We start from the raw sequence: 13401 nt of genomic DNA, 5'->3' as shown, positions 1-13401 counted from the left end.
GTTTTTATGGCGATAGCAACCAAGGACGTTCAATAAAAATGTTTAAAAATAATAAGATAATGCAGCTCTGGCTGCTGAGTCTGGCGACGACCAGCGTCGCGGCTCAGGCAGAAACGAAAGAAGAAACGATTACGGTGACGCAGGGCGTGAGTGAAGAGCCCACTGCGCCCGTAAAAGGCATTGTGGCGACGAAAACGCTCTCCGCCACCAAGACCAGCGCGGAGATTGTGAAGACGCCGCAGTCGGTATCGGTGATCACCCGCGATCAAATGAACATGCAGGACGTCACATCCGTTTCGCAGGCGCTGCGCTACTCGGCGGGCGTGTTTACCGAATACCGGGGCTCGTCTAACCGTAACGACGAGGTGTTTGTGCGCGGCTTTAGCTACGTGCCAAAATTCCTCGACGGCTTAAGCTTTGGCGCAACGGCCTCATCACAGACGGGCACAGTTGACCCGTGGCTGCTGGAGCGCGTGGAGCTGGTGCGCGGCCCGGCGTCGGTCCTGTTTGGTCAGGTGAATCCTGGCGGGTTAATCAGCATGACCAGCAAGCGCCCGACGGCGGAGGCCATTCACAACGTGCAGTTCCGCACCGGCAATAACGATCTCGCCGAAGGTGCGTTTGATTTCGGCGGCAGGCTGAGCGACGACGGCCGCGTACTGTATCGCGTGAACGGTATCGCCCGTACGCAGCATAATCAGGTGGACGATTATAAAGAGACGCGGATGGCGATCGCCCCGGCGATCACCTGGTATCCGAACGATCAGACCCGCTTTACGCTGCTGACCAGCTACCAGAAAGATCCGGATGCCGGATACCGCAACTTCCTGCCCGCGTATGGCACGGTGAAAAGCGTCGACGGGAAGTACATCCCACGCGACTTTAACGTCAGCGATCCGAATTACAATCAGTCCTGGCGCGAGCAGACGATGATTGGCTACGAGCTGGAACACCAGTTCGCCGACAACCTCACCTTCCGCCAGAACGCCCGTTACGCCACCATCAAGCAGAAATACCGTTATCTGGTTTACGCCAACAGCGCGGCCAACAGCACGGTGTTGACCCGTCGCGCCCAGCGTGAAGAGCGCACGACCAATGAATTTGGCCTCGATAACCAGCTGGAATATCTGCTGGAGACCGGGAGCGTCAGCCATACCCTGCTCGGCGGGTTTGATTACAAGACCAGCAAGGATAAACAGCTGCTGGCGCGCGGGAGCGGCTCACAGTATGACCTCGACTGGACAACCCCGGTTTACGGCGTGAACGTGGATGAAAGCACCTTCAAAACGGCCTACGACGAGCAGCAAAATCTCGACCAGATGGGGCTGTATCTTCAGGATCAGATGAGCTGGAACAACTGGGAGTGGCTGGTTTCCGGGCGCTACGACTGGAGCGAAGTGCGTACCAACGACTTCACCGATAATAGCTTTACGCAGCAGAACGACAGCAAATTTACCTGGCGCACTGGCCTGCTGTACGCGTTCGATTTTGGCCTCTCGCCGTACATCAGCTACAGCACGTCGTTTGAGCCGAACCTGCAAACCAATCGTGCGCCGGGCGTCGCGCCATTCAGGCCTACTACCGGGGAGCAGACCGAGATTGGCCTGAAATATCAGCCGGTCGACACCACGCTGATGACTCTCGCGCTGTACGATTTAACTCAGGACAACGTAGCGACCTATAACAGCGCTGAAGGCTGGTTCGAAAATGCGGGCAAGGTGCGTTCGAAAGGCGCTGAAGCGGAAATCCACGCCACGCTGATGGATAACATCAACCTGATTGGCTCCTACACTTACACCGATGCAAAAACCGAAAGCACCACGGTGGCGGGCACCGAGGGCAAGACCCCGGCGCGTATCCCGACGCATATGGCGTCTGCGTTTGCCAGCTATACCGTTCCGGGCGGGGCGCTCAAGAGCCTGACCGCTGGCGTGGGGATGCGCTACATCGGCACCAGCTACGGCGATGCGAAGAACACCTTTAAGGTGCCATCGGTGGATCTGTATGACGCGATGCTGCGCTATGATCTGGGCGAGATGAACCGCAGCCTGAAAGGGGCAAGCGTGCAGTTCAACGTCAATAACGTGGCGGACACGAAGTATGTGGCGTCATGCGCAAGCGATACGGCGTGCTTCTACGGGATTGGCCGGACGGTGACGGCGACGGTGAATTATCGGTGGTAAGTGATTTGTAGGCCCGGTAAGCGCAGCGCCACCGGGCAGTTACGGGCACCGAGCCCACAAAAAAGCCGGGTGGCGGCTACGCCTTACCCGGCCTACACGCGACATGTTAATGTGTCTGGCTATGGTTCTCTTTGCGGTACGCCCCGGGCGGCTGGTTGAAGGTGCGGGTAAAGATGCGGGTAAACGTCTGCTGCGAGTCAAACCCGTAGCGCAGGCAGATATCGTAAACGCGCTCGTCTGACTCACGCAGATCGCGCGCCGCCATCAGCAGCTTGCGTTCGCGGATGTAGCGCCCCAGACTTTCGCCTTTGTACTGCATAAACAGCCGCTGTAAATGCCATTTTGAGTAACCCGCATGGCGGGCAATCTCTTCGATGCGTAACGGCTGGTGTAGGTTGTCATCGATCCATTCGACAATCGTATCAATGACCTGAGCGGAAATCGTCATACTGCTCTCCCCCTCTGCTTCTCGCTTAAACATTATTCCCACCACTCGCGAAATTGTTGCGTGGTATCACTCACCCGCACGGGCTCGCCCAGCTCCGGTGTCAGCAGCCGGTAGTTTTTATCCTTGCTGGCTTTCGCCAGCTGGATCAGTGGATCGTTCCAGGTATGTTTCGCCAGCACAAAACGCCCGTTATGTCCCGGTACGACCGCTCTGGCATTGAGATCTGCCGAGGCCTGCGCCGTTTCCGCCGGATGCATATGGATGTACTTCCAGTCCTGGTCGTACTGGCCGTTTTCCATAATGGCTAAGTCAACTCCGCCAAACTGCTCGCCAATCGCTTTGAAGTGCGGGCCATAACCGGAGTCTCCGCTGTAGTAGACCTTCTGCTCCGGAGAGACAAACATAAAGCTGCCCCACAGGGTCTGGTTACGCTTAATGCCGCGCCCGGAAAAATGGCGCGAAGGCAACACGTGAACCGTCAGCGCATCGCTGATACGTACCGACTGGTTCCAGTCCCGCTCGTCGATAATCTCAGGGTTCATCCCCCAGTAGCGCAGATGCGAACCCACGCCCAGCGGGGTGACCACGCGCTTAACCTTCGGCAGCAGCGCCTTGATGGTGGCGTAATCCAGATGGTCATAGTGATCGTGGGAGATAATCAGCAGGTCGATCTCCGGCATGCTCTCCGCACGCCACGGGTACTCCCCCGCAAAGGCTTTATTGAGGAAGGAGAACGGTGCGGCGTAGTTACTCAGAACCGGATCGATCAGGATTCGTTGCCCCGCCAGCTGCATATACCAGGAGGAGTGGCCGAGCCACACCAGCGTGTCCTGCTCAGGCGACAGGCTCGCCAGATCGGTTTTCACCAGCGGCAGCGGCTGCGCAGGACGGGCGTTTTCGGTTTTACGGGTAAGAAACTGCCACCACGCCACCAGCATATTTTGTTGCCCGGTAAAGCCCGGCGTAGGGAGCGTGTTATGGAATTGCCCGTCGCGATAGTGCGGAGAGGCCTCCACTTCAGAGAGCTGCGCACCCTGCGGTGGCTGGCCAAATCCGGCATTCAGTACAAACGGTAAACTGGCAGCTGAAGCAATAATCATGACTAACACCACGCAGATGAATAGAGGCTTTTTCATTATCCTGACCCGCCAACGCGCCCTGTCCGATAGTTTGCGCGGGTTGAACTTGATTATGAGTGAGTAAGCACTCATTATAGATAGGATGATTACGCCGTCAAGAAGGTTTTCGATCTTTGACATTCCGCGTTGCAGCGTGGCAAAGCACGTGTTTCAATCAGGGTTTTTACAATTGACGGGAGGAAAAATTTAGTGGCACGTCCGAAGAGTGAAGATAAAAAACAGGCCTTACTGGAAGCAGCAACGGCTGCGTTTGCGCAGTCAGGTATTGCCGCCTCAACGGCGTTAATTGCCCGTAATGCGGGCGTCGCTGAAGGGACACTGTTTCGCTACTTTGCTACCAAAGACGATCTGCTGAATGCCCTCTATCTGCATCTGAAGCAGGATCTTTGCCAGACCATGCTGGCGAACCTCGATCGCACCATCACCCAGCCAAAAGAGCATACCCGTAATATCTGGAATAGCTATGTGGACTGGGGCATTCGTAACCCCCTGGCGCATGCGGCTATCCGCCAGATTGGCGTCAGTGAAAAGCTGAACATTGAAACCGAGCAGGCGGTGAAAGACATGTTCCCGGAAATACACGAACTGTGTCACCGCTCGGTGCGCCCGGTGTTTATGTCTGACGAGTTTAAGACCTTCGGTGATGCAATATTCTTATCGCTGGCTGAAACCACCATGGAGTTTGCCGCGCGCGATCCGTCCCGTGCCGTCGATTTTAAAGCGCTGGGCTTTGAAGCCATGTGGCGCGGGCTTGCTGAGGAAGAGAGCCATGGACAGTAAAGCCTTGCAGGAACATGCCAGACGCGTCGCGCTGGAAATGCCTTTTACCGAACATTGCTGGCCGTTTGGCCCGGAGTATGACGTGTTTAAGGTGGGCGGGAAAATTTTTATGCTGATGGCGACCGCTCACGGTCGGGCCCACGTCAGCCTGAAATCCGATCCGGAAAAATCACTGCTCAATCAGCAGATCTACCGTGGCGTGGAGCCTGGCTACCATCTGAATAAAAAACACTGGATCTCCCTTTATGGCACGGACGACATCACGCCTGAACTGGTCACCGACCTGATTACGGATTCGTGGAATCTGGTCGTTGATAAACTGCCGAAAAAAGATCAGAAGTGGATTCGGCCAGCCTGATTGTTCGTCTGAGACGAACAGAATAAGCGCTCGAATCGCACTTATCTTTTCCCGCTTCGCGCGGTAATCTGCTTTCCTTTCACGCCCGCCCGCGGGCGAATTTCATCACCAGGAGTTGTTATGGATATTATTTCTGTCGCCCTGAAACGCCACTCTACCAAGGCGTTCGACCCAGCCAAAAAACTGACCGTAGAAGAAGCGGAAAAAATCAAAACGCTGCTGCAATACAGCCCGTCCAGCACCAACTCCCAGCCGTGGCACTTTATTGTTGCCAGCACTGAAGAGGGTAAAGCGCGCGTGGCAAAATCCGCGGCGGGCACCTATGTGTTTAACGAACGCAAAATGCTGGATGCCTCTCACGTGGTGGTGTTCTGTGCGAAAACCGCGATGGACGATGCCTGGCTTGAGCGCGTCGTCGATCAGGAAGAGGCTGACGGCCGTTTCGCCACGCCAGAAGCAAAAGCCGCGAACCACAAAGGCCGCTGCTATTTTGCCGACATGCACCGCGTGGATCTGAAAGATGACGACCAGTGGATGGCGAAGCAGGTTTACCTGAACGTCGGCAACTTCCTGCTGGGCGTGGCCGCGATGGGCCTGGACGCAGTGCCGATTGAAGGCTTCGATGCCGCAATCCTCGACGAAGAGTTCGGCCTGAAAGAGAAAGGCTTCACCAGCCTGGTGGTGGTGCCTGTTGGGCATCACAGCGTTGAGGATTTCAATGCCACGCTGCCGAAGTCTCGCCTGCCGCTGAGCACGATTGTGACTGAATGCTAATGAAAATGGGCCGCTGCATGCGGCCCGTTACGCTTTACTGATGACAAGCCTGCGATGCGGATGGACCTCACGATCGTTTCCCCAGGCAAAAGCAATCCAGCGCTCTTCCAGCTCAGCGTAGGAATTTACGGGCGTTAACGTCCACTCTTCTCCCACCGTACCGTCCGCCACGCTAATGCGATAGTTCATGGTAAACGCCCAGTCGATCATGCGCAGCCAGAACCGTTGCCCGTCTCCCGTTTGTTCGCTGTCAGAGACAACGATGTCGTATTCGCTTAGCACCCACTGAAAAAAGAGTTGTGGCAACCCGCTTATCACGCGTTGATGAACGGCACGTGGCGTACGCCACACCATCACCTGCGTGGCGGCACCGTGGGGAAAGGTAATTTCTTTATGAAATTTAAGCTTTACGGCATACGCCGTATAAGGTTTGCCGTCATCGGTGGTCACGAGACGATATTCATCACCATAACGCGATTTCAGGAGCCGGTATCCCACAGGCAGCAGAAACCCCGGCAGATGAAATTCCGCCGTACCTCGTGCCAGGAACGCTTCGGTGTGTTCGACGTTTCGGGAGATAAGGCCGAGTTTTTGGCTGAAGTCTGCGGAATCAATCATCAGTGGCGACATTTGTTGTTTCTCATGGCGTGAGTATAGTCGACTTAATCCCTCATCGAAATGATGTCGATTCAGTCGGTTGGTTTAAGTTAAACGCCACCTTATACCTGTCTCATCCGCTTAGCAGAGCCAGCTCTTATTCCCTGAAAGCCCCTCGCAAAAAACTTATTTCCCCTGCGCCTCCAGCCACGCCATCGCCCTCTCCCCCGCCTCGTCCACCGGTAAATAGACCAGCAGCCGCGATCCGTTTCGCGGCGCAGAGTACCAGTACATCTGCTGGAGATGAAAATCCCCCAGCTCGGGATGGGTGAACAGCTTGAGCTGGTTCTCCACGCCGCGCACGTCGTTACGCTGGTGCCACAGGTTTTTGAACTCCTCAGACACCGCAAAAAAACGCGCCAGCTTCGCTTCCCAGAGCGGGTCGCCACGGTGCTCAGCCATTGCCGCGCGGAAGTAGGAGACGAAAATCGGCAGCACGTCGTCACGTTTGCCGAGCCGCGCGCGCCACGCCGGATGGGTGAGGAACAGGTAAATACAGTTGCGATCTTCCGGCGGGATAGCGTTGAAATCGACGCCCATCAGGTGTCCGAAGCTGTCGTTCCACGCCACGATATCGAAATTCGGTTTCTGAATACTGGCAGGCTTCGGCATCAGGGTATCCAGCAGGCGACGCGTGCCTTCGCTGATCCCCTCACAGCACACCGCCTGCGGGGCTTCGCCCGGCGGCAAACCGGCAAGCACAAAAAGATGCCGGGCTTCGGTCGGGGTGCATTGCAGCGCTTTTGCAATGGCGGCCATCACCGCGCTGGACGGATTGACGTCCCGGCCCTGTTCCAGCCAGGTGTACCAGGTCACACCGACATCCGCGAGCATCGCTACCTCCTCCCGGCGCAGGCCCGGCGTGCGGCGACGGCCGCTACGCGGTAAGCCGAGCCGCTGCGGATCGAGGCTTTCGCGCCGGGCACGCAAAAACGCGCCCAGCTGCTTGCGGGTGTCATCCTGGAGAGAGGTGACAGGTTCAGACATCAGCGCCATAACATCTCCTGCATGGTAGTGCCAGTACCAGTATAAGTAAGAACTGGTACCCGTTTATCAGATGGTTGATGCTACGACTCTACGCTGTTTGACGCAATGGAGTCACCATGAATACGTCAGTTGTTTCACCGGGTCGTGCGGGCCTGATATTGCTATTAACCGGCCAGATGCTGCCGCTGATTGATACCTCGATCACCAACGTGGCGCTGGATTCCATCACCCATTCGTTACACGCCACCGCCACCGAACTGGAGCTGATCGTCGCCCTCTACGGCGTGGCCTTTGCCGTCTGCCTGGCCCCCGGCAGCAAGCTGGGCGATAACCTTGGCCGCCGTCGCTTGTTTATGTGGGGCGTGGCAAGTTTTGGCCTGGCCTCGCTGCTGTGCGGCATGGCGGGCAATATCGAACAGTTGCTTGCCGCGCGCATTATTCAGGGCGCGGGCGCCGCGCTGATCATGCCGCAAATTCTCGCGACGTTGCACGTGACGTTAAAAGGAACGGCACACGCCAAAGCGATCAGCCTGTTCGGGGGTATCGGCGGGATTGCGTTTATCGTCGGCCAGATGGGTGGCGGCTGGCTGGTGTCGGCGGACATCGCCGGGCTTGGCTGGCGTAACGCCTTCTTTATCAACGTGCCGATTTGTCTGGTGGTGCTGGCGTTGAGCCGTCGCTACGTACCGGAAACCCGCCGCGACACGCCGTCGCGCATTGACTGGACCGGTACTGTCCTGCTGACGGCGATACTGTGCTGTCTGCTGTTCCCGATGGCGCTCGGCCCGCAGTGGCACTGGTCGTGGCCGCTGAAGGCCGCGCTGCTGGCGATTGTGCCGCTGGGCTTTTTGATGGTGTTAAACGCGCGTAAGAAAGAGCGTGAGAATGCCCACCCGCTTATCGCGCCGCGCCTGTTGCAGTTGCGCAGCATCCGCTTTGGCGTGCTGATTGGGATACTCTTTTTCAGCGTCTGGTCCGGGTTCATGTTCTGTATGGCGCTGACCATGCAAAGCGGTCTGGGGATGGCGCCGTGGCAGTCCGGGAACAGCTTTATCGCGCTCGGCGTCACCTATTTTATTTCCGCCTGGTTCGCCCCACGCCTGATTGCCCGCTACAGCACCAGCGCCATCCTGCTGACCGGGCTTGCGATTCAGCTTGTTGGCCTGGTGGCGCTGATCGCCACGTTCCGTCACTGGGGGATGCAGAATACCGCGCTGACGCTGGCCCCGGCCACCGGGCTGGTGGGATACGGGCAGGCGCTGATTGTAAACAGCTTCTACCGTATCGGGATGCGCGATATCCAGCCTGACGACGCAGGGGCCGCGAGCGCGATTTTAAGCACGCTGCAACAGGCTGCGCTGGGGCTTGGCCCGGCCATTTTCGGCGCGATTTTGCTGCACGGGCTGCAAAATCATCACGGAGATTACACCCAGGCAGTCAACGTCTTCCTGATGGTGGAAACGGCCATGATGGGAGTGCTGGCGCTGGCCACGCTGCGTATGCGCCATCGTCTGTGTTTACCGGTCGTCAAGGCCTGTCCGGCGACAAAATAAAACTGCCTGAATTTGCATAATAGATCCGCAGCCGCCATTATGGGGCTGCATCAATACAGGAGACGTTATGCAGGAATTAATTGCTCAGGTTGAAGAGTTAGGGATTGAAATTAATCACACCACCTCTTTAGTGATTATCTTTGGTATTATTTTTCTTACAGCCATTATCGTTCATTTTATTCTGCACAAAGTGGTGCTGCGCGCCTTCGAAAAACGCGCGCAGGCCAGCAGCCATTTATGGTTGCAGATCATTACGCAGAACAAGTTATTTCACCGTCTGGCGTTTACCCTCCAGGGGATAATCGTCAACGTTCAGGCGGTTCTGTGGCTGCAAAAAGGCAGCGAAGCGGCGGAAATGCTCACCACCTGCGCAAAATTGTGGGTGATGGTCTATGCCCTGCTCTCCTTCTTCTCGCTGCTGGATGTGATTTTTAATCTGTCGCAGAAAATGGCCACCGCATCACAGCTGCCGCTGAAGGGGATATTCCAGGGCATCAAGCTGGTGAGCGCCATTCTGGTGGGAATATTAATTATCTCCCTTCTGATCGGTCAGTCACCCGCCATTCTGATAAGCGGCCTGGGTGCGATGGCTGCCGTTCTGATGCTGGTCTTTAAAGACCCGATACTGGGCTTAGTGGCCGGTATTCAGCTCTCCGCCAACGACATGCTGAAGCTCGGGGACTGGCTGGAGATGCCGAAATACGGGGCCAACGGCACGGTGACCGACATCGGCCTGACCACCGTTAAAGTGCGCAACTTCGATAACACCATCACCACCATCCCGACCTGGGCGCTGGTGTCCGACGCGTTCATCAACTGGAGCGGCATGTCAGCCTCCGGTGGTCGCCGCATCAAGCGTAGCCTGAATATCGATACCACCAGCATTCATTTCCTCGATGAGCAGGAGCAGCAGAAACTGATTCAGGCGAAACTGCTGAAGCCGTATCTGGCCGCGCGTCATGAGGAAATTAACCTGTGGAATCAGCAGAACGGCGAAGGGGAATCGGTATTAAACCTGCGCAAGATGACCAATATCGGCACCTTCCGTGCCTATCTGAATGAATATCTGCGTAACCACCCGCGTATTCGTAAAGATATGACGCTGATGGTGCGCCAGCTCGCGCCCGATGCCAACGGGCTGCCGATTGAAATATATGCCTTTACCAACACGGTGATTTGGGCAGAATACGAAGATATTCAGGCCGACATCTTCGATCATATTTTCGCGGTGGTGGATGAATTTGGCCTGCGTATTCACCAGTCGCCAACCGGAAACGATATTCGCTCGCTGGCTGGCGTCATCGCCAGATAATCAGGTGCTGGCGCGGGAAATAAAGCGCCAGTCCATCATGACCCTTTCCGTGGGCGCATCCGGGTTGTCGATCTTATTTAACAGCAGATTGACCGCCTTGCGCCCGATATCCCGCGACGGTTGTTCAATGGTGGTGAGAGAAATCATCTCCGCCAGCTCGGTGCCGTCAAAACCCACCACCGCGATATCTTCTGGCACCCGCAGCCCTGCCTGCTGAATGGCGCGCAGCGCCCCCGCCGCCAGCGTATCAGAAACGGCAAACACCGCATCCGGCGGGTTTGCCTTTAACAGATTTTGCATCGCCGCCATGCCCGCACTGGAGCTGAGCTCACTGGCGTACTCCACCGCCTGATAGTCCAGATCCCGCAGGTGTATGACGCTCTTATAGCCGCGTTCGCGCAAACGGGAATATTTGTAGCTGAGGTCGTGGTTGATGAGCGCAATGCGTTTGCGGCCCCCGTCGGCAAGCTGGCTGACAACATGCTGAGAGGCATCAACATCATTAATCCCCACGCAGGAGACCGCGCCCGCATCGGCGTATTCGGCGCACTGCACCCACGGCGCGTTGCCAATCAGCGCGGCCAGCTCCGGCAGCTTCGAGAACGCATCCATGGTGATAATGCCGTCGACGATTTTGCCGGAGAGCAGGCTTAAGCCCGAGCGGGAGCGCTCAATATCCGAGCCGGAGTTGCACAGCAGGATGCGGTAGCCGTTCTTTTCCGCCTCGGCTTCGATGCCCTTCACCACTTCGGCACAGAACGGGTTGGCGATGTTCGAGACCATCACCAGGATCATATAGCTGCGGGCGGTGCGCAGCTGACGCGCCAGCAGATTGGGCTGGTAGTTACTCTCCTGGATCGCCTGCAAAACGCGCTCGCGGTTTTTCGCCTTCACGGTATCGCTGTTATTCAGTACGCGAGAGACCGTTGCCACGGATACCCCGGCCAGTTGAGCGATTTTCTGAATTGACATAGCGACGATACATCCTGCGGTTAGCGTTTTGTGCAGGCTACCATAAATTGGTTGCCCGGCGAACCGGGCAATGCGTCAGTATTCCACACGCACCCAGCGCTGCTGCTGATGGCTTTTCACAATCGCATCAAGGATATACATCACACTGGCGCCATCGTGGAAGGTGGCAAACTGCGGATTATCCGGCATCGCTCCCGCCTGCACGGCACGGTAAAATTGCGCCATCATATTTTTAAAAGCATCCGGCCAGCCTTCAATGTGTCCGCCGGGGAAATGGGCGCTGTCGGCCACATCACGGTTCATCAGACCCGGATCGTCGCTGAGCGTCTGGTTTGCCCGGGTGCGATGGCCGATCCACAGCTGCTGCGGGGTTTCCTGATCCCACGCCACCGACTGCTCGCTGCCGTTAATTTCAAAGGTCAGGCGGTTTTTTCGCCCCGCGCTCACCTGCGAGACGCTAAAGCTGCCCTTGCTGCCGTCGTCAAAACGCAACAGCACCGAGCCGAAGTCTTCGGTAGTGACCAGTTTATCTTCATAGTGAGCATGTTCGTCGTGCGTAAACGTCTGACTGCCCGCCACGTTAGCCTTGCGCGTCGGCCAGACGATGGATAAATCAGCCATCACCTCAGTAATGCGCCTGCCGGTGACATACTGCACCGTATCGCACCAGTGGGAGCCGATATCCGCCACCGCCCGCGATGCGCCGCCGAGCGCGGCATCCACCCGCCAGTTGTAGTCGGTTTCCAGCAGCATCCAGTCCTGCAAATAGCTGCCGTGCGAGGCAAACAGCCGCCCGAGGGTGCCCGCGCGCATCATGCTCGCCGCCTGGCGCACCATCGCAAACTGACGATAGACAAAGCTCACGCCATGCACCACGCCCGCCTGCTCTGCCAGCGCCACCAGCTCGCGCGCCTCGTCCGGCGTCATGCACAGCGGCTTTTCGGAAAACACGTGCTTGCCCGCGCGCAGGATCTGGCGGTTAATCTCCGCGTGCAGGTGGTTCGGCGTGCAGTTGTGCACCGCATGCAGATTGGAGTGCGCGAGCAGTTCTTCCACGCTGGCGTAAGCATGCGGCACATTTAGCTGGCGCGCCTTTTCCTGCGCCTTAACGAGCGAACCGTCGCAGAGCGCGACCACCTGCACAAACCCGAGACGCCTGAGCGCCTCGATGTGTGCCGGGCCAATAAACCCGCTGCCGATAATCCCGACGTTAATCATGGCTGCCCCCTGCGGCGAAATCATCAAACGCCCGTCCGGAAACGGGAATAATGTGGCGGCGGATAAATTCGCTGCCTTCACTCGCGCCGGTATCGCCATCCTTCAGGCAGCACTCCCACTCCAGCACCGCCCAGCCGTCGTAGTCGTACTGGGTCAGCTTGCTGAAGATGCCCTTAAAGTCGATCTGCCCGTCACCCAGCGAGCGAAAACGTCCGGCGCGGTTGATCCACGGCTGGTAGCCACCGTAGACGCCGCTGCGCCCGCTGGGGCGGAACTCCGCGTCCTTGACATGGAACGCTTTAATGCGCGCATGGTAGAGATCAATAAAGGTCAGGTAATCCATTTGCTGAAGCAGCATGTGGCTCGGGTCGTAGAGTATGTTGCAGCGCGGATGGTTATCCACCAGCGCCAGAAAACGCTCGAAGGTTACGCCGTCGTGCAGATCTTCCCCCGGATGCAGCTCAAAGCAGACGTCCACGCCCTGCTCGTCGAAGGTATCCAGTATCGGCCGCCAGCGGGTTGCCAGCGCCTCGAACGCCTTCTGAAAACGCTGCTCGTTGTGCGGCGGCCACGGATAGAAAAACGGCCAGGCCAGCGAGCCGGAGAAGGTGGCGTGCGCTTTCAGGCCTAATCGGGCCGAGGCGACCGCCGCCTGCTTCAGTTTTTCCGTTGCCCACGTCTGACGCGCCGCATCGTTATCGCGCACGGATGCGGGTGCGAAGTGGTCAAACGCCTCGCTGTAAACCGGGTTCACCGCCACAAGCTGCCCTTCCAGATGGGTCGACAGCTCGCTGATGACCAGCCCGTGCGCGGCCAGCTTAGCGGTGATGTCGTCGCAGTAGGCCTGACTCTCTGCGGCTTTCTCCACATCAAAGATATGCGGATGGTTGCAGGGGATTTGCACCGCTCTGTAACCCTTCGACGCCGCCCATTCTGCCAGCCCGTCGAGCGTGTTGAAGGGCGCTTCCCCGCCAATAAACTGCGACAGAAAAATGCCCGGTCCTTTCATTGTCCTCATAC

Annotated in this window: 13 protein-coding genes; 6 read left to right on the top strand and 7 right to left on the bottom strand. The window is 57.3% G+C overall.

The genetic code is table 11. The features are described 5' to 3' along the window. Positions 1–38: 38 nt before the first annotated feature. The gene (locus C3451_RS07215; protein ID WP_124304271.1) at positions 39–2183 is read left to right on the top strand and encodes a TonB-dependent siderophore receptor; all 2145 of its coding nucleotides are present in this window, start codon (positions 39–41) and stop codon (positions 2181–2183) included. Between the two features lie 106 nt (positions 2184–2289). Here C3451_RS07215 and C3451_RS07210 read toward each other — a convergent pair whose 3' ends face one another. Further along, positions 2290–2631: a RamA family antibiotic efflux transcriptional regulator gene (locus C3451_RS07210; protein WP_017694370.1), complete on the bottom strand. Its 342-nt coding sequence runs from the start codon at positions 2629–2631 to the stop codon at positions 2290–2292. Positions 2632–2663: 32 nt separating this feature from the next. Next, on the bottom strand, positions 2664–3767 hold the full coding sequence (locus tag C3451_RS07205) for a RomA family MBL fold metallo-hydrolase (RefSeq protein ID WP_045621296.1): 1104 nt from the start codon (positions 3765–3767) through the stop codon (positions 2664–2666). 192 nt (positions 3768–3959) lie between these two features. Between C3451_RS07205 and C3451_RS07200 the strand changes: the two genes are divergently transcribed. The 3 genes from C3451_RS07200 (at position 3960) to nfsB (ending at position 5682) form a co-directional block, all read left to right on the top strand. Next, the gene (locus C3451_RS07200) at positions 3960–4550 is read left to right on the top strand and encodes a TetR/AcrR family transcriptional regulator (protein ID WP_023299509.1); all 591 of its coding nucleotides are present in this window, start codon (positions 3960–3962) and stop codon (positions 4548–4550) included. Next, positions 4540–4908 (top strand): MmcQ/YjbR family DNA-binding protein, encoded by a 369-nt coding sequence (locus C3451_RS07195; RefSeq protein ID WP_022647330.1) that lies wholly within the window; start codon positions 4540–4542, stop codon positions 4906–4908. Before C3451_RS07200 ends, C3451_RS07195 begins: the two co-directional genes overlap by 11 nt. Positions 4909–5028: 120 nt before the next feature. Next, on the top strand, positions 5029–5682 hold the full coding sequence (gene nfsB, locus C3451_RS07190; RefSeq protein ID WP_045621293.1) for an oxygen-insensitive NAD(P)H nitroreductase: 654 nt from the start codon (positions 5029–5031) through the stop codon (positions 5680–5682). Between the two features lie 27 nt (positions 5683–5709). On the opposite strand, the gene C3451_RS07185 is transcribed toward nfsB, so the two are convergent. Beyond that, on the bottom strand, positions 5710–6312 hold the full coding sequence (locus C3451_RS07185; protein WP_022647329.1) for a hypothetical protein: 603 nt from the start codon (positions 6310–6312) through the stop codon (positions 5710–5712). Between the two features lie 153 nt (positions 6313–6465). After that, entirely contained in the window at positions 6466–7335 is an 870-nt protein-coding gene (locus C3451_RS07180) for a helix-turn-helix transcriptional regulator (protein ID WP_045621291.1), read from the bottom strand. Between the two features lie 107 nt (positions 7336–7442). On the opposite strand from C3451_RS07180, the gene C3451_RS07175 reads away from it, so the two are divergent. Then, positions 7443–8879, top strand: a complete 1437-nt coding sequence (locus C3451_RS07175) for an MFS transporter (RefSeq protein ID WP_045621289.1) — start codon at positions 7443–7445, stop codon at positions 8877–8879. A gap of 67 nt (positions 8880–8946) precedes the next feature. Beyond that, positions 8947–10191: a mechanosensitive ion channel family protein gene (locus C3451_RS07170; RefSeq protein ID WP_022647326.1), complete on the top strand. Its 1245-nt coding sequence runs from the start codon at positions 8947–8949 to the stop codon at positions 10189–10191. Here the strand turns inward: C3451_RS07170 and C3451_RS07165 are convergent, their stop codons facing one another. The 3 genes from C3451_RS07165 to C3451_RS07155 all read right to left on the bottom strand — a co-directional run bounded on the left by C3451_RS07165 (position 10192) and on the right by C3451_RS07155 (position 13399). Next, positions 10192–11163 (bottom strand): LacI family DNA-binding transcriptional regulator, encoded by a 972-nt coding sequence (locus tag C3451_RS07165; RefSeq protein WP_045621287.1) that lies wholly within the window; start codon positions 11161–11163, stop codon positions 10192–10194. Positions 11164–11238: 75 nt separating this feature from the next. Beyond that, entirely contained in the window at positions 11239–12381 is a 1143-nt protein-coding gene (locus C3451_RS07160; protein ID WP_045621285.1) for a Gfo/Idh/MocA family oxidoreductase, read from the bottom strand. After that, complete coding sequence (locus C3451_RS07155) at positions 12374–13399, bottom strand: sugar phosphate isomerase/epimerase family protein (protein ID WP_045621283.1); 1026 nt, start codon at positions 13397–13399, stop codon at positions 12374–12376. Before C3451_RS07155 ends, C3451_RS07160 begins: the two co-directional genes overlap by 8 nt. Positions 13400–13401: the final 2 nt, after the last annotated feature.

The sequence above is a fragment of the Enterobacter sp. 301B genome, from assembly GCF_003850715.1.
Classification (GTDB): domain Bacteria; phylum Pseudomonadota; class Gammaproteobacteria; order Enterobacterales; family Enterobacteriaceae; genus Enterobacter; species Enterobacter intestinihominis.
The sequence above is the reverse complement of the archived record's forward strand: the minus strand, read 5'-3'. Positions and strand labels throughout refer to the sequence as shown.